The sequence below is a fragment of the Paractinoplanes deccanensis genome (assembly GCF_016862115.1).
Taxonomy (GTDB): Bacteria; Actinomycetota; Actinomycetes; order Mycobacteriales; family Micromonosporaceae; genus Actinoplanes; species Actinoplanes deccanensis.
The window spans coordinates 1-23417 of record NZ_BOMI01000084.1; the positions used below are offsets into that span (position 1 = coordinate 1).

The 23417-nt window shown below is 70.5% G+C and carries 22 protein-coding genes and 2 pseudogenes; 7 read left to right on the forward strand and 17 right to left on the reverse strand.

Annotation, left to right across the window (positions count from 1 at the left end; translation table 11 throughout):
- Positions 1 to 225: 225 nt before the first annotated feature.
- Positions 226 to 716: pseudogene (locus Ade02nite_RS21880) on the forward strand (ISL3 family transposase); the annotation flags it as partial.
- 39 nt (positions 717 to 755) lie between these two features.
- Here the strand turns inward: Ade02nite_RS21880 and Ade02nite_RS21885 are convergent.
- The 8 genes from Ade02nite_RS21885 to ruvC form a co-directional block, all read right to left on the reverse strand.
- Positions 756 to 3209, reverse strand: coding sequence for a RelA/SpoT family protein (locus Ade02nite_RS21885; RefSeq protein WP_203766625.1), 2454 nt, complete (start codon positions 3207 to 3209; stop codon positions 756 to 758).
- Positions 3210 to 3336: 127 nt separating this feature from the next.
- Positions 3337 to 3876: an adenine phosphoribosyltransferase gene (locus Ade02nite_RS21890; protein WP_203766627.1), complete on the reverse strand. Its 540-nt coding sequence runs from the start codon at positions 3874 to 3876 to the stop codon at positions 3337 to 3339.
- A 64-nt stretch (positions 3877 to 3940) separates the two neighbouring features.
- Positions 3941 to 5125: a protein translocase subunit SecF gene (gene secF, locus Ade02nite_RS21895; RefSeq protein WP_203766629.1), complete on the reverse strand. Its 1185-nt coding sequence runs from the start codon at positions 5123 to 5125 to the stop codon at positions 3941 to 3943.
- 1 nt (position 5126) lies between these two features.
- Complete coding sequence (secD, locus tag Ade02nite_RS21900; protein ID WP_203766631.1) at positions 5127 to 6995, reverse strand: protein translocase subunit SecD; 1869 nt, start codon at positions 6993 to 6995, stop codon at positions 5127 to 5129.
- 149 nt (positions 6996 to 7144) lie between these two features.
- Positions 7145 to 7528, reverse strand: coding sequence for a preprotein translocase subunit YajC (gene yajC, locus Ade02nite_RS21905; protein ID WP_203766640.1), 384 nt, complete (start codon positions 7526 to 7528; stop codon positions 7145 to 7147).
- A 147-nt stretch (positions 7529 to 7675) separates the two neighbouring features.
- Positions 7676 to 8707: a Holliday junction branch migration DNA helicase RuvB gene (gene ruvB / locus Ade02nite_RS21910; RefSeq protein ID WP_203766650.1), complete on the reverse strand. Its 1032-nt coding sequence runs from the start codon at positions 8705 to 8707 to the stop codon at positions 7676 to 7678.
- Positions 8704 to 9303, reverse strand: coding sequence for a Holliday junction branch migration protein RuvA (ruvA, locus tag Ade02nite_RS21915; protein ID WP_203766652.1), 600 nt, complete (start codon positions 9301 to 9303; stop codon positions 8704 to 8706). The genes ruvB and ruvA overlap by 4 nt, the downstream gene beginning before the upstream one ends.
- Positions 9300 to 9875, reverse strand: coding sequence for a crossover junction endodeoxyribonuclease RuvC (gene ruvC / locus Ade02nite_RS21920; RefSeq protein WP_203766973.1), 576 nt, complete (start codon positions 9873 to 9875; stop codon positions 9300 to 9302). Before ruvC ends, ruvA begins: the two co-directional genes overlap by 4 nt.
- Positions 9876 to 9981: 106 nt before the next feature.
- Here ruvC and Ade02nite_RS21925 point away from each other — a divergent pair, with 106 nt between their 5' ends.
- On the forward strand, positions 9982 to 10521 hold the full coding sequence (locus Ade02nite_RS21925) for a hypothetical protein (protein WP_203766654.1): 540 nt from the start codon (positions 9982 to 9984) through the stop codon (positions 10519 to 10521).
- Positions 10522 to 10563: 42 nt separating this feature from the next.
- On the opposite strand, the gene Ade02nite_RS21930 is transcribed toward Ade02nite_RS21925, so the two are convergent.
- From Ade02nite_RS21930 to pdxT, 3 genes are all read right to left on the reverse strand, one after another.
- On the reverse strand, positions 10564 to 11229 hold the full coding sequence (locus tag Ade02nite_RS21930) for a Uma2 family endonuclease (RefSeq protein WP_239168954.1): 666 nt from the start codon (positions 11227 to 11229) through the stop codon (positions 10564 to 10566).
- 118 nt (positions 11230 to 11347) lie between these two features.
- A complete protein-coding gene (locus Ade02nite_RS21935; protein WP_203766656.1) occupies positions 11348 to 12100 on the reverse strand; it encodes a YebC/PmpR family DNA-binding transcriptional regulator in 753 nt (250 codons plus the stop codon).
- Positions 12101 to 12118: 18 nt separating this feature from the next.
- Positions 12119 to 12715, reverse strand: a complete 597-nt coding sequence (gene pdxT / locus Ade02nite_RS21940) for a pyridoxal 5'-phosphate synthase glutaminase subunit PdxT (RefSeq protein ID WP_203766658.1) — start codon at positions 12713 to 12715, stop codon at positions 12119 to 12121.
- A gap of 22 nt (positions 12716 to 12737) precedes the next feature.
- Between pdxT and Ade02nite_RS21945 the strand changes: the two genes are divergently transcribed.
- The 4 genes from Ade02nite_RS21945 (at position 12738) to pdxS (ending at position 14932) form a co-directional block, all read left to right on the forward strand.
- A complete protein-coding gene (locus Ade02nite_RS21945; RefSeq protein ID WP_203766660.1) occupies positions 12738 to 13187 on the forward strand; it encodes a helix-turn-helix domain-containing protein in 450 nt (149 codons plus the stop codon).
- Positions 13184 to 13588 (forward strand): VOC family protein, encoded by a 405-nt coding sequence (locus tag Ade02nite_RS21950; RefSeq protein ID WP_203766668.1) that lies wholly within the window; start codon positions 13184 to 13186, stop codon positions 13586 to 13588. Before Ade02nite_RS21945 ends, Ade02nite_RS21950 begins: the two co-directional genes overlap by 4 nt.
- Before the next feature lie 87 nt (positions 13589 to 13675).
- Positions 13676 to 13933: a flagellar biosynthesis protein FliQ gene (gene fliQ / locus Ade02nite_RS21955; protein WP_379038711.1), complete on the forward strand. Its 258-nt coding sequence runs from the start codon at positions 13676 to 13678 to the stop codon at positions 13931 to 13933.
- A gap of 102 nt (positions 13934 to 14035) precedes the next feature.
- Positions 14036 to 14932, forward strand: a complete 897-nt coding sequence (gene pdxS, locus Ade02nite_RS21960; RefSeq protein ID WP_203766672.1) for a pyridoxal 5'-phosphate synthase lyase subunit PdxS — start codon at positions 14036 to 14038, stop codon at positions 14930 to 14932.
- An 860-nt stretch (positions 14933 to 15792) separates the two neighbouring features.
- On the opposite strand, the gene Ade02nite_RS21965 is transcribed toward pdxS, so the two are convergent.
- The 4 genes and pseudogenes from Ade02nite_RS21965 to pgsA form a co-directional block, all read right to left on the reverse strand.
- Positions 15793 to 16323, reverse strand: coding sequence for a hypothetical protein (locus Ade02nite_RS21965; RefSeq protein ID WP_203766977.1), 531 nt, complete (start codon positions 16321 to 16323; stop codon positions 15793 to 15795).
- Between the two features lie 55 nt (positions 16324 to 16378).
- Positions 16379 to 17527: a glycosyltransferase family 4 protein gene (locus Ade02nite_RS21970; protein WP_203766679.1), complete on the reverse strand. Its 1149-nt coding sequence runs from the start codon at positions 17525 to 17527 to the stop codon at positions 16379 to 16381.
- Positions 17528 to 17537: 10 nt separating this feature from the next.
- Positions 17538 to 18401, reverse strand: coding sequence for a phosphatidylinositol mannoside acyltransferase (locus tag Ade02nite_RS21975; RefSeq protein WP_203766681.1), 864 nt, complete (start codon positions 18399 to 18401; stop codon positions 17538 to 17540).
- A 188-nt stretch (positions 18402 to 18589) separates the two neighbouring features.
- A pseudogene (gene pgsA / locus Ade02nite_RS21980) lies at positions 18590 to 19183 on the reverse strand (phosphatidylinositol phosphate synthase); the annotation flags it as partial.
- Between the two features lie 213 nt (positions 19184 to 19396).
- Here pgsA and Ade02nite_RS21985 point away from each other — a divergent pair.
- The gene (locus Ade02nite_RS21985; protein WP_203766683.1) at positions 19397 to 21547 is read left to right on the forward strand and encodes an elongation factor G-like protein EF-G2; all 2151 of its coding nucleotides are present in this window, start codon (positions 19397 to 19399) and stop codon (positions 21545 to 21547) included.
- Here the strand turns inward: Ade02nite_RS21985 and Ade02nite_RS21990 are convergent, their stop codons facing one another.
- Both Ade02nite_RS21990 and Ade02nite_RS21995 read right to left on the reverse strand, forming a co-directional pair.
- Positions 21548 to 22075, reverse strand: coding sequence for an HIT family protein (locus Ade02nite_RS21990; RefSeq protein WP_379038714.1), 528 nt, complete (start codon positions 22073 to 22075; stop codon positions 21548 to 21550). It abuts the gene before it with no gap.
- A complete protein-coding gene (locus Ade02nite_RS21995) occupies positions 22072 to 23388 on the reverse strand; it encodes a GGDEF domain-containing protein (RefSeq protein WP_203766690.1) in 1317 nt (438 codons plus the stop codon). The genes Ade02nite_RS21990 and Ade02nite_RS21995 overlap by 4 nt, the downstream gene beginning before the upstream one ends.
- Positions 23389 to 23417: the final 29 nt, after the last annotated feature.

Sequence of the window (23417 nt, forward strand, 5' to 3'; positions counted from 1 at the left end):
GATCATCCGCAAAAACGCCGTCCACAAAGGCAAATGACAACCCACACCCCACCACCACAAACACCCACACACCCCACTACAAGACGACCCTGCCCTCACACGGTCAAAACACGAGAACGGCCCCCTTTTATAAGGGGGCCGTTTTTCTGGTTCTACTGCCGCTGCTCGGTCTGCGGAAAGCAGTCGTCGAGCGTGTCGAGTTCGATGAGCAGCAAGACGCCGTCGTCGCGGCGATCCGCCCGGGCCACTCCTGGCGCGGACAAGGCAGCCTTGGCCGCCTTCTTCACCCGGCTCGGACCCGAACGCTGCGCGCAGATCACCCACATCAGCTCGGACGCCGCCGGCTGGATCCGCGAAGCCGTCACCGAGCATTGCCCGCAAGCGATCCGCTGCGCCGACCCGTTCCACGTCGTCGGCTGGGCCACCGACGCTCTCGACGAACTGCGCCGGCAGGCCTGGAACCACGCCCGCGGCGCCGCGAAGGGCACCACCCGCGCGAACAACGGAAACCACCGCCCGGCCGCAGCATCACCCGCTACCGCGACGCGATCATCGCGAGCATCACCAACCGGCTGTCCAACGCCCTGGTCGAATCCACAAACACCAAAATCCGGCTCATCATCCGCCGCGGCTTCGGATTCCACTGCACCCACGCCATCATCGCCCTGGCCATGCTCAGCCTCGGCGGCCACGGACCCGAACTACCCGGCCAATGACCGCAAAACCACCCACACATCGATCACAAGAGCCGTTTTCTATGCTCCTGACGTGACGCGGTAGGCGTCGAAGACCCCGTCGACCTTGCGGACGGCGGCGACCAGGTGACCGAGGTGCTTCGGGTCGGCCATCTCGAAGGTGAAGCGGCTGACCGCCACCCGGTCGCGGGTCGTGGTGACCGTCGCGGACAGGATGTTGACCCGCTCCTCGGAGAGCACCCGGGTGACGTCGGCCAGCAGCTTGTGCCGGTCGAGCGCCTCGACCTGGATGGCGACCAGGAAGGTCGACGCGCTGGTCGGCTTCCAGGTCACCTCGACCACGCGCTCCTCCTGCTCGCGCAGGTCGGCCGCGTTGGCGCAGTCCTCGCGGTGCACGCTCACGCCGCCGGAGCGGGTGACGAAGCCGAACACCGCGTCGCCGGGCACCGGGGTGCAGCAGCGGGCCAGCTTGACCCACACGTCGCTGACGCCCTTGACCACGACGCCCGGGTCCTGCGCCGTGCTGCGGTTGCGCGGCGGGCGGGTCGCGACGGCGGTCTCGGCGATGTCCTCGACCGCGCCCTCCTCGCCGCCGAAGCCGGCCACGAGCTTCTGCACGACCGACTGCGCCGAGACGGTGTTTTCGCCGATGGCGGCGTAGAGCGATGCCACGTCGGGCAGGTGCAGGTCGCGGGCGATGGTCGTCAGGTTCTCGTTCGTCAGCATGCGCTGGAGGGGCAGCCCCTGCTTGCGCATCGCCTTGACGATCGCCTCCTTGCCGACCTCGATCGCTTCCTCGCGGCGCTCCTTGTTGAAGTACTGCCGGATCTTCGTGCGCGCGCGGGGGCTCTTGACGAAGCCGAGCCAGTCCTGGGTGGGGCCCGCGTTCGACGACTTGGACGTGAAGATCTCGATCACGTCGCCGTTGGACAGCGTCGACTCGAGCGGCACCAGCTTGCCGTTGACCCGGGCGCCGATGCACTTGTGCCCGACCTCGGTGTGCACCGCGTAGGCGAAGTCGACCGGGGTGGAGCCCGTCGGCAGCGGGATGACGTCGCCCTTGGGCGTGAAGACGTACACCTCCTGGCTCGACAGGTCGAACCGGAGCGCGTCGAGGAACTCGCTCGGGTCGCTGGCCTCGCGCTGCCAGTCGAGCAGCTGCCGCAGCCAGGTCATCTCGTCGATGTGCGCCGGCGGGCCGACGATCGTCGCGCCCTTCTGCTCCTTGTACTTCCAGTGGGCGGCGATGCCGAACTCGGCCGTGCGGTGCATGGCGAACGTGCGGATCTGCATCTCGACCGGCTTGCCGGTCGGGCCGATGACCGTCGTGTGCAACGACTGGTACATGTTGAACTTCGGCATCGCGATGTAGTCCTTGAACCGGCCCGGCACCGGCTGCCAGTTGGCGTGGATGACGCCCAGCGCCGCGTAGCAGTCGCGGACCGTGTCGACCAGGATGCGCACGCCGACCAGGTCGTAGATGTCGTTGAAGTCGCGGCCCCGCACGATCATCTTTTGGTAGATCGAGTAGAGGTGCTTCGGGCGGCCGGTCACCTCGGCCTTGATCTTCGCCGACTTGAGGTCGAGGCCCACCCTGTTCGTCACCTGGCGCAGCAGCGCCTCGCGCTGCGGCTGGTGCTCGCCGATCAGCCGGTTGATCTCTTCGAACCGCTTGGGGAAGAGCGTGCCGAACGCGAGGTCCTCGAGCTCCCACTTGATCGTGTTCATGCCGAGGCGGTGCGCCAGCGGCGCGAGGATCTCGAGCGTCTCCTTGGCCTTCTGCTCCTGCTTGGGGCGGGGCAGGAAGGTCAGGGTGCGCATGTTGTGGAGCCGGTCGGCGAGCTTGATGACCAGCACGCGCGGGTCCTTGGCCATCGCGACGACCATCTTGCGGATCGTCTCGGCCTTGGCCGCGTCGCCGAGCTTGACCCGGTCGAGCTTGGTGACGCCGTCGACCAGCAGCGCCACCTCGGCGCCGAAGTCGGCGCGCATCTGGTCGAGCGAGTAGTCGGTGTCCTCGATCGTGTCGTGCAGCAGGGCCGCGACCAGCGTGGTCGTGTCCATGCCGAGGTTGGCGAGGATGGTCGCGACGGCCAGCGGATGCGTGATGTACGGGTCGCCGGACTTGCGGTATTGGCCGGAGTGCCACCGGGCGGCCACGTCGAAGGCGCGCTGGAGCATGCGCCCGTCGGCCTTGGGGTGGCTGGCCCGGTGGGTCGCGATGAGCGGCTCGAGCACCTCGCTGACCTGGGTGCTCTGCCACGGGGCGTTGAAGCGCGCGAGACGCGCCCGCACGCGGCGCCCGGTCGGCGCGCTGGCCAGACCGCCGAACGCGGCGGCCGGCTCGTCGCTGTGCGGCAGCGGCTGGGTCGCCTCGGGGTCGGTCACCGGCACCGCGGGCCGGGGGCCCTCGGGGCGTGGCTGATCGGCGGGCGCCGCAGCGTCCGCGCCGGTCCGTGTGTTCTCGGTCGGCTGCACCGTGCCCTCCGCCGGAGGGGCGACGTCGCTGGACACCGGCCTCCTCACACCCTCGTCACAAGTGGGTTGCTCACCTGGTTAGGAACGTCATCCTACCCGTACCGTCTTCCCGGCACGCCCGCCCGAACCTCCGAAACAACGGCACCGCCCGGACGAAGGCGGATCAAACGGTCAGCAGCGCGTGGACCGTGCGCGGGGCGAGGCGTTCGCGGCCCTTCAGGAACGCGAGCTCCATGAGCACCGTGAAGCCGGCGACCGTCCCGCCGGCCCGCTCCACCAGGTCGAGCGCGGCGCCCGCCGTGCCGCCCGTGGCGAGCACGTCGTCGACCACCAGAACGCGCTGTCCGGCGATGAAGGCGTCCTCGTGCACCTCGAGGGTGGCCTCGCCGTATTCGAGCTCGTACGAGGCCGACAGGGCCTTGCGCGGCAGCTTCCCCGCCTTGCGGATCGGCACGACACCCGCGCCCGTCGCGTAGGCGACGGCGGCGGCGACCACGAACCCGCGCGCCTCCACGCCGGCCACGACGTCGAAGTTGTCCGCGCCGTGATGTGCCACGATCCCGTCGATCACCTGGCGAAAGGCGGGCCCGTCCGCGAACAGCGGCATGAGGTCCTTGAAGACGACGCCGGGCTTGGGGAAGTCGGGCACGTCGACGGCCTTGGCCTCGACGATCGCCGCGAGATCGGTCTGCTGGTCTGTCACGGGCGCAAGTCTGGCACAGAAAAGGGGACGGCCCACCAGGTGGTGGGCCGCCCCCCGCGGGATCTCAGCGGCGCTTGCCGCCGGGCCGGTTGTTCGGGCCCCGGTTGGGGCTGTTGTTGCGCTTCGCGGCCGGGCGGGCGCCGGGCCGCGGCGCGGAGGCCGCCATCGCCGGGGCCTCGTCCGACTCGGCCATGTTCGACTGGCGGCCGACGCGCTCGCCGCGCGCCACGTCGCCGGACTTGGCCGAGGCCCGCCGCGCCAGCACCCGGGCGGTGTGCGCCTTGATCTTGGGCTCGCGGTCCTTGAACGCGGTGAGCAGCGGCGCCGCGAACATGATCGACGCCAGGACGCCGAAGCCCATGCCGACGAAGAGCACCAGGCCCAGGTCCTTGAGCGTGCCCGCGCCGAGCAGGCCGGCGCCGATGAAGAGCAGGCCGCCGACGGGCAGCAGCGCCACCAGGCCGGTGTTGATCGACCGCATCAGGGTCTGGTTGACCGCCAGGTTGGCCGCCTCGTTGTAGGTGCGGATGCTGCTCGCGGTGATGCCCCGCGTGTTCTCCTGCACCTTGTCGAAGACGACCACCACGTCGTACAGCGAGTAACCCAGAATCGTCAGGAAGCCGACCACCGTCGACGGCGTAACCTCGAAGCCGACCAGCGAGTAGACGCCGGCCGTGATGATCAGGTCGAGCAGGAGCGAGGAGACGGCCGCCGCCGCCATGCGCCACTCGAAGCGGATGACCAGGTAGATCATCACCACGATCAGGAAGATGATCAGACCGAGCAGCGCCTGCCGGGTCACCTGACCGCCCCAGGCCGCGGAGACCTGGTCGTCACTGACCTTGCTCGCGTCCAGCCCGAGGTCGGTGACCAGCGCGGTCTTCGCCTGCTCGGCCTGCGCCGCGGTGAGCGTCGAGGCCCGGACCGTGTAGGTGTCGCCGCCACCGCCGGTGCTGCCCAGCGTCTGGGACGAGACGACCTCGGCGTTCGGGTCGACCGACTGGATCGCCCGCTCGACGGCGTCGGACACCTCGTCCTGGGTGTAGGTGGTGCTGCCGTTCGTGGCCGGCACGCTGAACGACGTGCCGCCGGCGAACTCGATGCCCAGGTGGAAGCCCCGGATCGCGATGCTGCCGATCGAGATCAGCACGAGCACGGCGGCGATGGTGAACCACAGCTTCCGCCGGCCGATGATGTTGACATTCGCCTCGCCCGCGTAGAGGCGGGAGGCGAGACCTTGACGGGCCATGTCAGGCCTCCTTGACGTCGGTCGGAGCGCGGCGCAGCACGCGGCCGAGACCGCTCACGCGCGGCGAGAGGAACGCCTTGGTACGGGCGAACATCGTCATGATCGGGTGACGGAAGAGGAAGACCACGACCAGGTCGAGCACCGTCGAGATGCCCAGCGCGAACGCGAAGCCCTGCACCGCGCCGACCGAGACGATGTAGAGGACGACCGCGGCCATGATCGTGATCGTGTTGGCCGAGATGATCGTGCGCCGCGCCCGCGCCCAGGCCCGTGGCACCGCGCTCCGCGGGCTGCGGCCCTCGTGGATCTCGTCTTTCAGACGTTCGAAGTAGATGACGAACGAGTCGGCGGCGACACCCAGTGACACGATGAAGCCGGCGATGCCCGCCAGGGTGAGCGTGAAGCCCACGGTGCGGCCCAGGAAGACCAGGGCGCCGAAGGTGAGCAGACCGCTGAGGATGAGGCTCATGAAGATGACCGAGCCGAGCAGCCGGTAGTAGAAGAACGCGTAGATCGCCACCAGGCCCATGCCGATCGCGGCCGCGATCAGACCCGCCTGCAGCTGCTGGGTGCCGAGCGTCGCCGAGACGGTCTGCGCCGGGCCCGACGAGAAGGTCACCGGCAGCGCGCCGAAGTTGAGCTGGTCGGCCAGCTCCTTGGCGCTGGCACCGGTGAACTGGCCGGTGATCTGCGAGGTGCCGGTCAGCACGCCCTGGATCTGCGGCGCCGAGATCACCGACTTGTCGAGCACGACGGCGACGGCGCAGTGCTCGACCGAGCCGTACATCGCGGTGGCGGCGGTGAAGCAGGGAGCGTCCGACGTGGCCTCGTACGCCTGCCGGGTCAGCGCGGCCCACTTGGTCGAGCCCTCGCTCTTGAAGTCGAGCGAGACGACCCACTGGCCGGTCTGCTGGTCGAGCTGCGGGCTGGCCTTGGAGATGTCGTCACCGACCACCGAGGCCTTGTCCATCAGGATCTTGCCGCCGTTGTAGCAGGCGACGACCTGGCTGCCCACGGCGTCGATCGCGCCGTTCGGCCGGGCGTCGAGCTGGGTGCAGCCGACGGTCGGCACGTACATCTGCATCTGCGGCGTGAGGACGTTGACCTCGTCGCCGCTCAGCTTGGCGAACGCGGCGTAGGGCTTGCCGGCGTTCGGGTCGGTGCTCAGGTCGACCGGGGCGGTCAGCTTGCCGGCCGCGGCCCACGCGGCGGCGCCGACCTTCTTCTGCACCTCGGCGAGCAGTGCCTTCTCGTCGGCGCTCGCGGGAGCGGCCGGGCTGGCACTGGCGCTGGCACTGGCGGACGGGGTCGGGCTCGGCGTGGGCGCCTTGACGACCTCGCCGCCACCCTGGCCACCCGAGGACGGGCTGCTCGACACCGCCGGGGCGCTCGCGCTCGTCGACGGCTTGGTGGACGCCGACGGCTTGGCGCTGCCCGACGCGCTCGGCGACGGCGTCGCGGTCGGCGGGTTGAGCGCCGTGGCCGACACGTCGCCGGTCGCGCCGATCACCAGGCGGAAGCGCATCTGCGCGGCCTGCGACAGGTCCTTGAGCTGGTCGTCGGCCTTGCCGGCGAGGGAGACCACGATGTTGCGGTCACCCTGGATGACCACCTCGGCCTCGGAGACGCCGAGCGCGTTGACCCGCTGCTCGATGATGTCGCGGGCCTGCTCCATGCTCTCCTTGGACGGCACCTGGCCGCCCTGCACGGAGGCGATGTAGGTGGCCTGCGTGCCACCCACGAGGTCGAGGCCCAGCTTCGGGTGCAGCCGGTCGGTGAAACTGCCACTCGCCCCACCCGCGAAAAAGACCAGCAGGTACAGGACGACGAAGATGAAGCCGAGCACGGCTAGCTGCCGTCCGGGATGCATCTGTCCCTGTGGTGGTCGTGCCACGGCTTTCGGTCTCCCTGTGCTCTACGTGCTCTGCGTGTTACGTGCTTGATGTCCGGTTCTGGTGGCCGCGCGCGGCCTGACGGACCGGCCCATCATGGACGGACCGGCCCGCCGGGGTGGAACTGTCAGTCCTTTTTACGCGTGTCGACGATCGGGTCGGCGACCGGCTCCTCGACGGCGGGCTCGGCGGTCTCCTCGGTGGCGACCGCGGCCGGCGCCTGGTTCTGCTGGACGACGCGCGCGATCGCCGGGCGGGCGAAGCGCACCTGCACCCCGTCGGCGATCTCGAGGGTGACGACGTCGTCGTCGACGGCGACGACCGTGCCGTGCAGGCCACCGATCGTCACGATCTGGTCGCCCGGCCCCAGCGAGTTCTGCATCTGCATCGCCTCACGGCGGCGCTTCTGCTGCGGCCGGATCATCAGGAAGTACATGACGACGAAGAGGAGGACGATGAGGAGCAGCGGCGTGAAGCTGCCACCACCCGATGCCTCGGCTGCCAAGGGCACGAAAAAAACCTTCCGTAGGCCACCGGCGACGCGCCCGCGCGCGTGACCGGGGCGATAAACACATCCCGGTTGGAACGGCGGCGAGTCTAATCGGTCAACCTGGGAAGTCCGAATGCGGCACACATCACGTTCGCATTACGAGGAGATTTACGCGTCTCGTGCGAACAAATCCCCTTGGATCACGCCCGACGGGGGCGTCTTTCCCAGATGAACCCAACCGGCCTCGGTCGCCACCCGGCCCCTCGGCGTGCGTGCCAGGAGCCCGGCTCGTACCAAGAAAGGCTCGCACACCTCCTCAACGGTGTCAGACTGCTCGCCGACCGCCACCGCCAAGGTGGACAAACCGACCGGTCCGCCGCGGAAGGACTCGATAAGTGCTCTCAGCACGGCCCGGTCGAGACGGTCCAGGCCCAGCTCATCGACGTCGTACACCTTGAGGGCCGCGCGGGCTGTGGACTCGGTCACGACGCCGTCCGCGCGCACCTCGGCATAGTCCCGTACGCGGCGTAGCAGCCGATTTGCGATTCGAGGCGTCCCGCGCGAACGGCCGGCGATCTCGGCGGCCCCCTCGGCCGTGATCGGCACCCCGAGGATGCGCGCCGAGCGATGCAGCAGCGCGTCGAGATCGGCCGGCGAGTAGAAGTCGAGGTGGGCGACGAAGCCGAACCGGTCGCGCATCGGCCCGGACAGCAGGCCGGCCCGGGTGGTCGCCCCGACCAGCGTGAACGGCTCCACGTCGAGCGGGATCGCGGTGGCGCCCGGCCCCTTGCCCACCACGACGTCGACCCGGAAGTCCTCCATCGCGCTGTAGAGCAGTTCCTCGGCCGGCTTCGCGATGCGGTGGATCTCGTCGATGAAGAGCACGTCACCCGCCCCGAGGCTGGTGAGGATCGCGGCGAGGTCACCGGAGCGCTCGATCACCGGCCCGCTCGTCGTGCGGATGCTGGTGCCGAGCTCGGCCGCGACGATGTTGGCCAGCGTCGTCTTGCCGAGGCCGGGCGGCCCCGAGAGCAGGATGTGGTCGGGCGGCGCGCCGCGGCCCATCGCGCCCTTGAGCAGCAGCTCGAGCTGGTCGCGCACCCGGTGCTGGGCGATGAAGTCGGCGAGCCGGCGGGGCCGGACGCTGACCTCCTCGTCGAGGTCGTCGTCGCCCGCGTCGGCCGAGACCAGGTCGCTCATCGGGTCTTGCCCAGCAGCCTGATCGCCTGGCGGAGCAGCTGGGGCACGGGCGGCACCTCACCGTCGATCGTCTCGGCGACCGCTGCCACGGCCTGGTCGGCCTGGGCGGCGGACCAGCCGAGCGCGAGCACGCCCTGGCGCACCTGGTCCTGCCAGGCGCCGTCGAGGACACCGCCGTGCTGATCCACGAGAGCCATCGGGCCGATCTTGTCGCGCAGCTCCAGCACCATGCGCTCGGCGCCCTTCTTGCCGATGCCGGGCACCCGGGTCAGCGTGGCGAGGTCACCGCCGGAGAGTGCCCGGCGCACGGTCTCGGGGCTGTGCACGGCGAGCACCGCCTGAGCGAGCCGCGGCCCGACGCCGCTGGCGGTCTGGAGCAGCTCGAACAGGTGCTTCTCGTCGTCGTCGGCGAAGCCGTAGAGGGTGAGCGAGTCCTCCCGCACGACCAGGCTGGCGGCGAGGCGCGCCTCGGCGCCCGACTTGAGCCCGGCGAGCGTCCCCGGCGCGCACTGGAGCTGGAGGCCGACCCCGCCGACCTCGATGACGGCGCTGTCCGGCGCGATCGCGGTCACGACCCCCCGCACACTGGCGATCATCTCTGAGCTCCCCTTGCCTTTCGGACGGCGTCGATCTTCCGCTGGGCGGCGATCGTCTTGCGTTGGGCGGCGATCGTCGCCGCCTGGATGCGGGCGCGGGTGCCGCCGCGCCAGATGTGGCAGATGGCGATGGCGAGCGAGTCGGCGGCGTCGGCCGGCCTGGGCGGCGCGTCGAGGTTGAGCAGCCGCGTCACCATCGCGGTGACCTGAGCCTTGCCGGCCGTGCCGGAGCCGGTGACGGCGGCCTTGACCTCGCTCGGCGTGTAGGTCTCGACGGGCAGCCCCGCCCGCGCGCCGGCGAGGATGGCGACCCCGCTGGCCTGCGCCGTGCCCATCACGGTCCGCGCGTTGTGCTGCGAGAACACCCGCTCGACGGCGACCGACTCGGGCTTGTGCTCGGCGACGAGCTCACCGAGCGACCGGTCGAGGTGCAGCAGTCGCAGCGAGATGTCGTCGTCGGGCTCGGTGTAGACCACGTAGTAGGCGATCAGCTTGCACGGACGGCCCGGCACACCCTCGACGACACCGACTCCGCAGCGTGTGAGCCCCGGGTCGATGCCGAGCACGCGCACCATGGACCTCCCCTGCCTCACGTACGTGTGTTCGACACACTAGTACGCGTGCCTCTTGCGCCCGGCAGCGACACGCCTCGACGATGGGCTGAGGAGGCGGTGAGCCATGTATCTCGTGCCACCCATGGACGACGAGCCACCACCCGACTACGTCACGTTCGTCGCCCTGCACGTCAGCGACCTGCGCCGCGAGACCACCCGACTGGTCGGCGGCGACCACGAGGCGGCCCACCTCTACATGGACGTCCTGGCCGACGTGGCCTGCCACTGGCGCCGTTTGACGTGGCGCCGCCGCCTGCTCGGTCACCCCCACGCGGCCCGCGACTACATGACGAAGAGGCTGGCCACCCGCACGAAGCAGTGGCGCGACGACCAGATCTACGAGGTCGACGTCCGCGTGATGCCCCCGCCCTTGGCTATGTACCGCCGAGGCGGCGGCCCCACGGCCTCCCTGGCCCTGCGCAAGGCGGACCTGGTGCCCGACACCCACAGAACGGGCGTCGAGGCAACCGCCGACGCCGCCATAGCCTGGGTCCAGGCCTACCGCCGCCAGCTATGGCACCGAGCGGGCCGCCTGATCGCCGGCGGCATCCTCCTCATAGCCACAATGATCCAATTCATGACCTCAATCTCCCCCGACTCCTGACCGCGCCTTTGGTATCGATCACGGACATTGCCCCGGCCGGTTTCAGCGGGCGCGGTATTCGGCCTCGAGCTCGGAGAGAAGGATGTTGCGTTCGCGGGTATAGGCAGGCCGGTCGCCGATCAGCGTCAGGCGGTGGATCTGCACGAGCCCGTCGTCCTCGGGGCGACCCTCCGCCTGATCGACGATCCAGTACTCCGGGATGCCCTGCTCCGCATACCAGGCGGCCTTCTCGGTGTACTCACCGTTCGGCGACCGCTCCGACACAACCTCGACGACCAGACTGTAGGACGAGCCAGGCAGACTCGACACGTCCTGAAGACCCGGCGGCAGGGCGGTGACCACACCGACGTCGGGAAGGCGGCAATCCCGGGGCAGCTTTCCGCGGACGCCAGGGTCCGGGAAGGCCTTGGCTCCGGCTGCGCGAAGCATCGTGCAGATGCGCCACGCCAACTCTTTGTGCCAGAAGCTGGACGGCGTCATGATGACGAGATTTCCCCCGCGCAACTCGTATCGGTAGCCCTCGGGCAACGAGGCCAGGTCGTCGACGTCGAGGTCCTCGATGGGCGGCAGGGAAATGCTGGGCATCACGGACACCTCCTCGCCGGTCAGCGTATCCGCTTCAAGTGTGATCACCACGTTCGACCTGCCCATCAAAGACGCCGATGGCGATGAATCGATCGATCCATCGCCATGCACGCTACTGGTCACGGGACCACCTGTCATCAGTCAACCCGTGCCAATTCGGCGACTTCACCCGGCAGAGACGGCGACGGGGCCGGTCGCATCGGCGACCGGCCCCGTCAGGAGCTGAAGAGGCGACTACCCGTCAGGCGTCGATCGCCGCCATGACCTCGTCGCTCACGTCGAAGTTGGCGAAGATGTTCTGGACGTCGTCGCAGTCCTCGAGGGCGTCGATCAGCTTGAAGACCTTGCGCGCCGCCTCCTCGTCGACCGGGACGGTCATCGTGGGGACGAGCGACGACTCGGCCGAGTCGTAGTCGATGCCGGCGTCCTGCAGGGCCGTGCGGACCGCCACCAGGTCGGTGGGCTCGCTGACCACCTCGAAGGACTCGCCGAGGTCGTTGATCTCCTCGGCGCCCGCGTCGAGGACCGCCAGCATGATGTCGTCCTCGCTCTGCGCGCCCTTCGGGACGATCACGACGCCCTTGCGGTTGAACAGGTAGGAGACGCTGCCGGCGTCGGCGAAGGTGCCGCCGTTGCGGGTCAGGGCCGTGCGCACCTCGGTGGCCGCGCGGTTGCGGTTGTCGGTCAGGCACTCGATGAGCAGGGCGACGCCGTTGGGGCCGTACCCCTCATACATGATCGTCTGCCAGTCGGCGCCGCCGGCCTCGAGGCCGGAGCCGCGCTTGACCGCGTTGTCGATGTTGTTGTTGGGGACGGAGCTCTTCTTCGCCTTCTGGATGGCGTCGTAGAGGGTCGGGTTGCCCGCCGGGTCCCCACCGCCGGTGCGGGCCGCGACCTCGATGTTCTTGATGAGCTTCGCGAACATCTTGCCGCGCTTGGCGTCGATGACGGCCTTCTTGTGCTTGGTCGTCGCCCACTTGGAGTGGCCGGACATGCAAAAACCTCCGTGGTCTCAGGCGGCCTGGCGGACCATCTCGACGAAGTACCGGTGGACGCGGAGGTCGCCGGTGAGCTCCGGGTGGAAAGCCGTGGCGAGCAGGTTGCCCTGCCGAACGGCGACAATCCTACCGGCGGCGGGTCCGCCGGTGACGCGGCCCAACACCCGCACGTCGTCGCCGACTTCCTCGACCCATGGCGCGCGGATGAAAACGGCGTGAAAATCATCGCCCGCGATGCCCTCGATCGCGACGTCCGCCTCGAACGAGTCGACCTGCCGGCCGAACGCGTTGCGCCGCACCGTCATGTCGATGCCCTGGAAGGACTCCTGGTCGGGCCGTCCGTCGAGCACGTTCGCGGCCAGCATGATCATGCCGGCGCAGGAGCCGTAGACGGGCATGCCGTCGGCGATGCGCTTGCGGATCGGGTCGAGCAGGCCGAACGAGACGGCGAGGTTGCTGATCGCCGTCGACTCGCCGCCCGGTATCACCAGCGCCTCGACGCCGGCCAGCTCCTCGGGCCGCCGGATCGGCCGGGCCAGCACGTCGCTCTCGGCCAGCGCGGCCAGGTGTTCCCGCACGTCGCCCTGGAGGGCGAGCACTCCGATGTTCACGCGCCAAGCTTAGGCTTGCTGCGTGTTCAGCCTCCGCCGGGTGCGCGACCATATCGATCGGCATTCCGCCGACCCGCTGACGCTGGGCGATCTGGCGGTCATGGCGGGCATGTCGCGCTTTCATTTGGTACGAGCGTTTCGCGCGGCTTACGGCGACACGCCGATCCAGTACCTGTCGCGCCGCCGGATCGCGCACGCCCAGGACCTGTTGAGGCACGCGAACCTGACGGTCACGGAGGTCTGCATGGCCGTGGGGTTCTCCTCGCCGGGGTCGTTCTCGTCGCGCTTCACCGAGCTGGTCGGCGAGAGCCCGCTCGCCTATCAGCGCCGCTGGGCTTCGGCGGCTCCGCACATCCCGGGCTGTTACCTGTTCATGCGGGGCGTCATCCCGCAGTCCGCGCCGCCGCCCTCGCCCGCACCTCAATCGCGGAGAAGCGTGGCGCGGCCGCACGGGCATAGCGTCGGCGCATGATTCTCAACATCTCGCTGACCACGGTCTACTGCCTCGACCAGGGCGCCACCCGCGACTTCTACGTCAAGCACCTCGGCTTCGAGCCGCGCGTCGACACCAGGATGGGCGAGTTCCGCTGGGTGACGATGGTCCACCCGGCCCAGCCGGAGCTCGAGGTCACGCTGATGGTGCCCGGCCCGCCGCTCTCCCCCGAGGCGGCAGATTTCGTACGCAAGCAGCTCGAATCCGGCCAGATGGGCGGCCTGGGGCTGCGGGTCGACGACTGCCGGCAGACGTACGAGGAGCTGAGCGCCGCCGGCGTGACGTTCCTTCAGGAGCCGTCCGACCGCCCGTACGGCGTGGAAGCGGTCATGCGCGACAACACGGGCAACTGGCTGGTGCTGGTCGAACGCCGGAGTTAAGTCTTTTTCGCGGGTCTAACCATTTAGCAACCGTTGTGCACTTTTCATCGGCCCGAAACGCCCGAACAGCAGGGTATGACCGACACGATGATCGTTGAGCTCGGCCTCCAGGCGATGACCATCGCGGCGAAGATGTCCGCCCCGGTGCTGATCACCGCCCTGGTCGTCGGCTTCGCCATCTCGCTGTTCCAGTCGGTGACCCAGATTCAGGAGGCGACGCTCTCGTTCGTCCCGAAGGCCGCCGCCGTCGGCGCCGCCCTGCTGTTCTCGGGCAACTGGATGCTCCAGGAGATGATCACGTACACGGAGCAGCTCTTCGCCCGCATCCCGCAGCTGCTCTCCTGAGCGGCTCGCAGGCCACCTTGGGGTCGATTGGCCATCGGCCCGGGCCTCACGCGTCCGTACGCTTCCCCGGTACCGACAACCCTGCGTGAGGAGCCGATCTCCATGTCCGACAACAAGCCCGCCATCGGAACCGCCCGCGTCAAGCGCGGCATGGCCGAAATGCTCAAGGGCGGCGTGATCATGGACGTCGTCACCCCCGAGCAGGCGAAGATCGCCGAGGACGCCGGCGCGGTCGCGGTCATGGCGCTCGAGCGGGTCCCCGCCGACATCCGCGCGCAGGGCGGCGTCTCCCGCATGTCCGACCCCGACATGATCGACGGCATCATCAACGCCGTCTCGATCCCGGTCATGGCCAAGGCCCGCATCGGCCACTTCGTCGAGGCCCAGATCCTCCAGGCGCTCGGCGTCGACTACGTGGACGAGTCCGAGGTGCTGACCCCCGCCGACTACGCCAACCACATCGACAAGTGGAACTTCACGGTCCCCTTCGTCTGCGGCGCCACCAACCTCGGCGAGGCCCTCCGCCGCATCACCGAGGGCGCCGCCATGATCCGCTCGAAGGGCGAGGCCGGCACCGGTGACGTCTCCAACGCCACCACCCACATGCGCAAGATCCGGCAGGAGATCCGCCGCCTCCAGACCCTCCCCGAGGACGAGCTGTACGTGGCCGCGAAGGAGCTCCAGGCCCCGTACGAGCTGGTCCGCGAGGTGGCCGAACTCGGCAAGCTCCCCGTGGTCCTCTTCACCGCCGGCGGCATCGCCACCCCCGCCGACGCCGCCATGATGATGCAGCTCGGCGCCGAGGGCGTCTTCGTGGGCTCCGGCATCTTCAAGTCCGGCAACCCGGCCCAGCGCGCCGCCGCGATCGTCAAGGCCACCACGTTCCACGACGACCCCGACGTCCTCGCCAAGGTCTCCCGGGGCCTCGGCGAAGCCATGGTCGGCATCAACGTCGACGACGTGCCGGTCCCCCACCGCCTCGCCGAGCGCGGCTGGTAGCCCGCATCGGAGCGGCTGGCAGGCTGCGCCGTCCGGCATCGGTTCCCTGGTGCCTGTTCGCGGCGCACCGGCCGGCGTCTCGGAGGCGTGCGGCCGGGGCTGTTTCTCGCGGCCCGCTCGTTAGGCAGAACGAACGTTCTTTCTCTCGGCGGGCCGTGGAACGCTCGCCGTGGGAGGGAGCCGGATCGGAGGTTGGGATCCGCGCTGACGCCGCACCCACGGCTACGGGCAGGACAAGCGTGTCGTGGAGCAGAACGAACGTTCTGTCTTGCCTGACGGGCCTCGCGCCCGATGGCTGACGCCTGACGCCTGGCGCCTCGCGCTCGGATCCTGACGCCTAGCGCGTCGCGCTGGGGACCTGACGCCTAGCGCCTCGCGCTGGGGACCTGACGCCTGGCGTCTTGCGCTTGGGGCATGACGGCCTTACACCGGACGCCTGGCGGTGGCGCCTGGACAGAACGTTCTTTCTGCCCATGAGACGCGGACGCCGTCGGCTCAGGGCGCGCATGCACAGACAGGACGTTCGTTCTACCCATGAGACACGGGTGCCGTCGGCTTAGCGCCCCACCCCCGCCTCAGGACAGCAGAAAGAACGTTCTGTCTATCTCGGCGCCGAGCCGTGCTGGGCGCCGGCCGGCGCCGCAAGGGGAGAACGAACGTTCTTTCTCTCAGCGCGCCGAACCCGACCACGCCAAGACGTTCGCGCCGAGACGGACACGCGCAGGCGCCCCAAAGGCAGAACGAACGTTCTTTCTCTCTGCCTGCCGCAGCCGAACCGTGCGGAGACGAACGTGCCCAGCCGGAACTTCGCCGGCGCCGCGATGGCAGAACGACTCCGCGTGACGGGCGGGAAGGGACGGCTAAACCGCCTCCAGCGGAACCGCCGGCGACGTAGGGGCCGGCACCGTGGTGACCGGCAGCGCCGGATCCTCGATGTCGAAGTACTGCGGCCGCGGATAACGCCGCGCCATCCGGAGCGCCCGCACCAGCGGCCGCCGGCGGGCGGTCAGGGCGTCGCGGACCGTGTCGGTGTGGACCTGGCGGGCCAGGACCACACGGCGGTTCGAGGCGATCAGGGTGCGGCCGGCGGGGTCGGACTCGGCGAGCTCGATGGTGTTGAGCTGGCGGGTCAGGTCGTTCTCGGCGGATTCGCGGTCGCCGGGGTCGGCGTCGAGGGCCAGGCGGGCCGCGGCGTAGAGCTCCACGTGGTCGCCGAGCTCGGCGACCACCGCGGCGGCTGCCGCGCGGCGCATGAGGTGGGCGTCGAGGGCTCGTTCGGCGGACTGGGCCCGGCGGTGGACGCGCTCGACGCGGTGGGCCGTCCAGCCCAGGTATGCCGTGAGCAGTGCGACGACCGCGACGACTGCCAGGACCCACCACATGGCGGGAATGGTAGTGCCCCAACGCTCGGGCATGTTAGGGCCTGTCCGGCCCGTCACAGCGCCGCTATCCCAGACGCGGGTCGGGGGCCTCGTCCATCACGCGGCCGTCCGTGGCCTCGATGGCGGTGGCGTAGACCTCCAGGACCCGCAGCGCCACGCTGGGCCAGTCGAAGGCCGCCACCGCCGTGCGGGCCGCCTCGGACAGGGCGGCTCGGCGGTCGGGGGCGTCGAGCAGCTGGTCCAGCAGGCCGCAGAGGGCCGACGAGTCGCCCGTCGGGAACAGGGCGCCGGCCCGGCCGCCGTCGAGGACCCGGCGGAAGGCGTCCAGGTCGCTGGCGGCGATCGCCGTGCCGGCGGCCATGGCCTCGGTGAGGATCATGCCGAAGCTCTCGCCGCCGGTGTTGGGGGCCACGTAGACGTCGACGCTGCGCAGCATGCGGGCCTTGTCCTCCTCGGAGACCAGGCCCAGGAAGGTCACGCGGTCGTGCAGGTCGGCGGGGATCTCGTCGTACAGGTCGGCTCGGTCTCCCGGGCCCGCCACCAGCAGGCGCAGGCCGGCTCGGCGGCGCGCCAGGGTCACGAACGCCGAGCGCAGCAGGTCGAAGCCCTTGCGCGGTTCGGTGAAGCGGCCGAGGAAGCCGAGCGTCCCGCCGTCGCCGGGCCAGCCGGGCAGCGGTTCGGCGGTGGCGAACTTGGCGACCGCCACCCCGTTCGGGATCTCGACCGCTCCTCCGCCGAGATGTTCGACCTGCACCTTGCGGGCCAGCTCGCTCACCGCGATGCGGGCGGTGATCTTCTCGACGACCAGTTGGAGGAGGCCCTGCGCCGCCGACAGGGCGCGGGAGCGGGTCATCGCCGTGTGGAACGTGGCGACCACGGGGCCGCGGGCGGAGAGCACCGCGAGCAGCGACAGGCTCAGCGTCATCGGCTCGTGCACGTGCAGCACGTCGAACTGGCCGCGGTTGAGCCAGCGCCGCACCCGTGCGGTGGAGACCGGGCCGAAGGCGATGCGGGCCACGGAGCCGTTGTACGGCAGGGGCAGCGCGCGGCCGGCAGGCACCACGTACGGCGGAAGGTCCGCGTCCTCGTCCGCCGGGGCGAGCACCGACACCTCGTGTCCGAGGCCGATCAGTGCCTCGGAGAGGTCCATGATGTGGTTCTGCACGCCGCCGGGCACGTCGAACGAGTAGGGCGAGACGATCCCGATCCGCATGGCACTCCCCCTACAGCCACAGTTTCTGCAGCATGTGCCAGTCCTGTGGATGCTCGGCTATGCCTTCGGCGTATGCGTCGGCCAGCGCCTGCGTGGTCTGCTTGACGCGTACGTCCAACGGGCCCTCGGTCGGCGGGATGATCCGCCGGAGCACCGCAACCGTCTGAGTGTCCGAGAATGAGAGGTCGACCGCGTAGAGCGGCGCGCCCGTCCGGATGGCCAGGATCGCGGGGCCGGCGGGCATCCGGGTGCGGCCGCCGAAGAAGGTCACCTCGACGCCGCCGCGGGACAGGTCGCGGTCGCCGAGCAGCGCCACCGCCCAGCCCTGCTGGAGCCGTTCGCCGAGCACGTCGAGCGGGGGCCGCCGGCCGCCGGTGAGCGGCAGCACCTCCATGCCGAGCTTTTCGCGGTACGCCACGAACTGCCGGAACACGCCCTCGGGCTTGAGCCGCTCGGCCACCGTGACCATGGGCCAGCCGTTGGAGACCACCCACGCCGCGGCCGCGTCCCAGTTACCGACGTGCGGCAGCGCGAGCACCACGCCCTTGCCGTCGGCGATCGCCGACTTGAGCTCGTCGTAGTGCTCGGGGGCCATGTGCAGGCCGGCGAGGAAGTCCTCCCTGGTCTGCGACGGCAGCCGGAAGGCCTCCATCCAGTAGCGCGCGTAGGAGCGCAGCGCGTCGCGTACCAGCGTGTCGGGCATGTCCGGCACCACTTGCCGCAGGTTGCGCCGCAGCCGCTGCGTGCCAGGACCGTTCTTCTGGTACGCGCGGTCGGCGGCGGCCGTGAAGAGCCGGCGCGCGACCGGCAGCGGCAGGGCGCGCACCACCCGCCACCCGGCCGCGTAGCCGAACTCGATCAGGCGATCCTTCACGCAGACGGATCCTTAGGCTCGGCCGAGGGCGCCGCGGAAGCCGAAGGCGCCCCGGAGGCCGGCGCCGCGGGAGCGGAAGGCGCCCCGGAGGCCGGCGCCGCGGGAGCGGAAGGCGGCGTGGCGGGCGGGACCGCGACGGGCGAGTCGGCCACGCTCGGCTCGGTGCGGGCGCCGGCGGGCAGGTCGGAGCGGCTCGCCGAGATCAGCCGCTGGAAGATCGTGATGATCGAGAGCACGGCCAGCACCCAGAGCGCCGCCGGCAGGCCCCAGTCCTGTCCGGTGCTGCCGATCAGGCCGCCGATGCCCACGATGACCAGCCGCTCGAGGCGCTCGGCGATGCCGACGTCCGCGTTCAGGCCCAGGCTCTGGGCGCGGGCCTTCACGTACGACACGACCTGGCCGGCGGCCAGGCTGATCAGGGCCGCGACCATGCCGCCGTACGGATTGCCCTCGCCGGCCAGATAGAACGCGACAGCGCCGAAGACCGCCGCGTCCGCGATGCGGTCCATCGACGAGTCGAGCAGCGCGCCGAACTTGCCACCACCGCCGCGCATGCGGGCCATCGTGCCGTCGAGCACGTCGGTCAGCGCGCAGGCGGTGACGATCCAGGTCGCCCAGAACAGGTGACCCATCGCGCCGAAGTAGGAGCCGATCAGGACGCCGACGGTGCCGGCGACGGTGACGGCGTTGGGCGTGACCCCGAGGCGCAGCAGGAAGCGTGCGGTCGGGTTGACGCCGTAGGCGACTACGGCGCGCGCGGGAACTTGGACGATCTTTGCCATGGCCTGCCCACCTTATCGGCGACGCCCGGGTCCTCGCGCCCCGGCAAGCCAACGTGCCCGTATCGTCGCTTCCGACGGCCTGAAGATCCATCTGAGCACCCGGCGCGAAAAGGGCAAAGGCCCAAACTCCAAAGGGTTGCCAGCCGCACACCGGCGGGTGTGGGATTTACCAACAGGCCCGTAACAGTCAAGAAACGACGGGAGCGGCCGCACATGGCGCAGAAGACCTCGGAGAAGGGGCTCAACGGCGCGGCGGCGCCGGTGGTGACCGAGCCCGGCAGAGTACGCAACGTGGTGCTGGTGGGACACTCCGGCTCGGGCAAGACGACCCTGGTCGAGGCCCTGCTGGCGGCCACCGGCACCATCTCACGGGCGGGATCGGTGACCGAGGGCACCACGGTGTCCGACCACGATCCGGCCGCGATCCGCCAGCAGCGCTCGGTGTCGCTGTCCTGCGCGCCGCTGAGCTACGCCGACGTAAAGATCAACCTGCTGGACACGCCCGGCTACGCCGACTTCGTCGGGGAGCTGCGCGCCGGCCTGCGGGCCGCGGACGCCGCGCTCTTCGTCGTCTCGGCCGTCGACGGCGTCGACGAGGCCACCGCCGCGCTCTGGGAGGAGTGCGCCGCGGTCGGCATGCCGCGGGCCGTGGCGATCACCCGGCTCGACCACCCGCGCGCCGACTACGAGCAGACCCTCGAGGACTGCCAGGACAAGTTCGGCGAGAACGTCATGCCGATCTACCAGCCGATGCTGGGCGACGACGGCCAGTCGGTGGAGGGCCTGATCGGCCTCGTCACGCTCCGCGTGCTCGACTACTCCGAGGGCTACCCGCCGCGGGCCCGCGAGGCCGAGCCCGAGCACCTCAACCCCATCTCCGACGACCGCAACGCGCTCATCGAGGGGATCATCGCCGAGAGCGAGGACGAGACCCTCATGGACCGCTACCTCGGCGGCGAGCTGATCAGCACCGACACGCTGGTGCCCGACCTCGAGAAGGCGGTGGCGCGGGGCAACTTCTTCCCGGTCATCCCGGTCTGCGCGGGCACCGGCGTGGGCCTCGACGCGCTGCTCGACGGCCTGGTCAACGGCGCGCCCTCGCCGCTGGAGCACGACCTGCCCGTGGTCACCGGCGTGGACGGCTCGCCGCGGCCGCCGATCACCTGCGACCCGGACGGCCCGCTCGTGGCCGAGGTCGTCAAGACCACGATCGACCGGCACGTCGGCCGGGTCTCGCTGGTCCGGGTCTTCTCCGGCACGCTGCGCCCCGAGCAGACGCTGCACGTGTCCGGGCACGGCCTGGCCGAGCGCGGCCACCCCGATCACGACGCCGACGAGCGGGTCGCGCACATCTACTCGCCGCTCGGCGCCCAGCTGCGCGAGGTCCCGTACGCGATCGCCGGTGACATCTGCGCGATCACCAAGTCGGGCAGCGCCGAGACCGGCGACACGCTCAGCAGCAAGGATCAGCCGTTGCTCATGGAGCCGTGGTCGATGCCCGAGCCGCTGCTGCCGATCGCCGTGGTCGCGAAGTCGCGCTCCGACGAGGACGCGCTGGCCAAGAACCTGGCCCGCCTGGTCGCGGGCGACCCGACGCTGCGGCTGGAGCGCAACGCCGACACCCACCAGCTGGTGCTCTGGACGATGGGCGAGTCGCACGCCGACGTCGTGCTCGACCGGCTGCGCTCCGGCGGTGTCGAGCTCGACACCGAGCCGGTCAAGGTGCCGCTGCGCGAGACCTTCGGCTGCTCGGCCAAGGGACACGGGCGGCACGTGAAGCAGTCCGGCGGCCACGGCCAGTACGCGGTCTGCGACATCTCGGTGGAGCCCCTCCCCCGCGGCTCCGGCTTCGAGTTCGTCGACAAGGTGGTCGGCGGCGCGGTCCCGCACAACTACATCCCGTCGGTGGAGAAGGGCGTGCGCGCCCAGCTCGACAAGGGATTGGTAGCCGGCTACCCGGTCGTCGACCTGCGGGTCACGCTCTTCGACGGCAAGGCGCACAGCGTCGACTCGTCGGACGCCGCCTTCCAGACCGCCGGTGCGCTGGCGCTGCGCGAGGCCGCGGCGGCGGGCCAGGTGACGCTGCTCGAGCCGATCGACGAGATCGTGGTGCGGGTGCCGGACGTCTACGTCGGCCCGGTGATGAGCGACCTCTCCGGCCGGCGGGGCCGCCCGCTCGGCACGGACAACGACGGCGACCACAGCCTGGTGCGCGCCGAGGTCCCGGCGACAGAGCTGGTGCGGTACGCGGTGGAGCTGCGCGCGCTGTCCTCCGGCTCGGGCACGTTCACGCGCACGTACGTCCGGCACGAGCCGATGCCCGCCCACCTGGCCGAGGCCGTACGAAAGGAGACCGCCAAATAGCTAAGCGGGCCACGCCTTGATCAGCAGCTGCCGGGTCTCGCCAAGGAGTTGGGGCAGGACCTTGGTGCGGCCGATCACGGGCATGAAGTTCGCGTCGCCGCCCCAGCGGGGCACGATGTGCTGGTGCAGGTGGGCGGCGATGCCGGCGCCGGCGATCGAGCCCTGGTTCATGCCGATGTTGAAGCCGTGCGGGCTGCTCACCGACCGCAGCACGCGCATGCCGGTGCGGGTGAAGGCGGCCAGCTCCGCCGTCTCCTCCTCGGTGAGGTCGGCGTAGTCGGCGACGTGCCGGTACGGGCAGATCATCAGGTGGCCGGGGTTGTACGGGTAGAGGTTGAGGATCGCGTAGACGAGATCGCCGCGCGCCACCACCAGGCTGTCGGGCTCGACCAGGCCGGGCGCCACGCAGAACGGGCACCCCTCGGGGCGGTTCTCGCCCGTGACGTAGGCCAGGCGGTGCGGCATCCACAGCCGCTCCAGGCCGTCCGGCTCGCCCACGGTCGGTGAGTACGCAGCGTCGTCGGTCACACCGGCAGCTTAGGCCGCCGCCGGTCCACGGTCGCGCCGTGCGGCAGGGCCGGCGCGACGGTCGCGCCGCGCAGCGTGGACGGCGTGAGGGTGGCGCCGTGCAGGGCGGGCGCCGCGGCGGCGACCGGCGAGGGCTCCGGTGCGACGGGCGCGCCGTGCAGCTCGTACGATCCGCCGCCGCGCCGCTTGGCCGCGTACATCGCGGTGTCCGCCATGCGCAGCAGCTCGTCCGGGTCCGTCACGTCGGCGTGCGACAGGGCGATCCCCACGCTGGCCGGGGTGCGCAGCTCGCGGCGGCCCACCGTCACGGCCTCGTCGAGCGCCGCCACGATCCGGTCGGCGATCACCACGGCGTCCCGGGCCGAGCGCAGGTCCTCGACGATCACCACGAACTCGTCGCCGCCCAGGCGCGCGACCACGTCCTCGGTGCGCACGCAGCCGCGCAGCCGCTCGGCCACCACCCTGAGCAGCTCGTCGCCGGTCAGGTGCCCGTGCGCGTCGTTCACCTGCTTGAAGCCGTTGAGGTCGAGCAGCAGCGCGCCGACCGGCCGGCCGCTGCGTCGGGAACGGGCCATCGCGGCGGTGAGCCGCTCGCGCAGCATCGCCCGGTTGCCGAGCCCGGTCAGCGGGTCGTGCAGCGCCCGCTCGGTGAGCTCGGCGGTGAGCGCCACGCTGCCCAGGGCCAGCGACACCTGCGTGCGCAGCGCCTGGAGGGCTTGGAACACCTCGGTGGGCAGCTCGGCGAGCGCGCTCACGCTGAGGACGCCGAAGAACCGCTCACCGTTGATCAAGGGCAGGAGGGTGTACGGGCGGGAGGTGGCCTCGTCCACGTCCGCGTACCCGGCGGCGGCCATGTCGGCGATCCTGACGACCTCGCCGCCCCTGAGCCGGGCCAGCACGTCCGCCGGGACACTCGCGACCGGCACCTGGCGGCCGAGCACGGCGGCCTTGCCCTCGCCCGCCGAGTCGGTGATGGCGAAACCGTCGCCCGCCGTCGCGGCGAGTGAGGCGCGGGCGCCGGGGCACTCGGCGAGCAGCTTCTCGGCGGCATGCACCGCGTGCCGGTGGACCTCGGCCTCGTCGGTGGTGGTGATCAGAACGGTGCCCAGCTCGCTGAGCACCTGCTCCCGGGCGACCGCGCGGCGCAGGGCGCGCAGGCTCGCGCTCCGCCGCGCCAGCAGCCGCCAGGCCAGCAGCATCATCACCAGCACGGCGACGGCCTCCAGGCCACCACGCGCGGTGGGCTCGACGATCCACCACAGGGCCGCCACCAGCACACTCGCGCCGGGAATCAGGTTCTCGTTCTTGATCACGGCCATGCAATCGGTGGCCGCGCGGGACA

Coding starts and splice junctions, on each gene's coding strand:
- secF (WP_203766629.1), bottom strand. CDS start 5,125: ATGGCCCGTCAAGGTCTCGCCTCCCGCCTCTACGCGGGCGAGGCGAAT.
- secD (WP_203766631.1), bottom strand. CDS start 6,995: ATGCATCCCGGACGGCAGCTAGCCGTGCTCGGCTTCATCTTCGTCGTC.
- ruvB (WP_203766650.1), bottom strand. CDS start 8,707: ATGAGCGACCTGGTCTCGGCCGACGCGGGCGACGACGACCTCGACGAG.
- ruvA (WP_203766652.1), bottom strand. CDS start 9,303: ATGATCGCCAGTGTGCGGGGGGTCGTGACCGCGATCGCGCCGGACAGC.
- Ade02nite_RS21925 (WP_203766654.1), top strand. CDS start 9,982: ATGTATCTCGTGCCACCCATGGACGACGAGCCACCACCCGACTACGTC.
- Ade02nite_RS21935 (WP_203766656.1), bottom strand. CDS start 12,100: ATGTCCGGCCACTCCAAGTGGGCGACGACCAAGCACAAGAAGGCCGTC.
- Ade02nite_RS21950 (WP_203766668.1), top strand. CDS start 13,184: ATGATTCTCAACATCTCGCTGACCACGGTCTACTGCCTCGACCAGGGC.
- fliQ (WP_379038711.1), top strand. CDS start 13,676: ATGATCGTTGAGCTCGGCCTCCAGGCGATGACCATCGCGGCGAAGATG.
- pdxS (WP_203766672.1), top strand. CDS start 14,036: ATGTCCGACAACAAGCCCGCCATCGGAACCGCCCGCGTCAAGCGCGGC.
- Ade02nite_RS21970 (WP_203766679.1), bottom strand. CDS start 17,527: ATGCGGATCGGGATCGTCTCGCCCTACTCGTTCGACGTGCCCGGCGGC.
- Ade02nite_RS21985 (WP_203766683.1), top strand. CDS start 19,397: ATGGCGCAGAAGACCTCGGAGAAGGGGCTCAACGGCGCGGCGGCGCCG.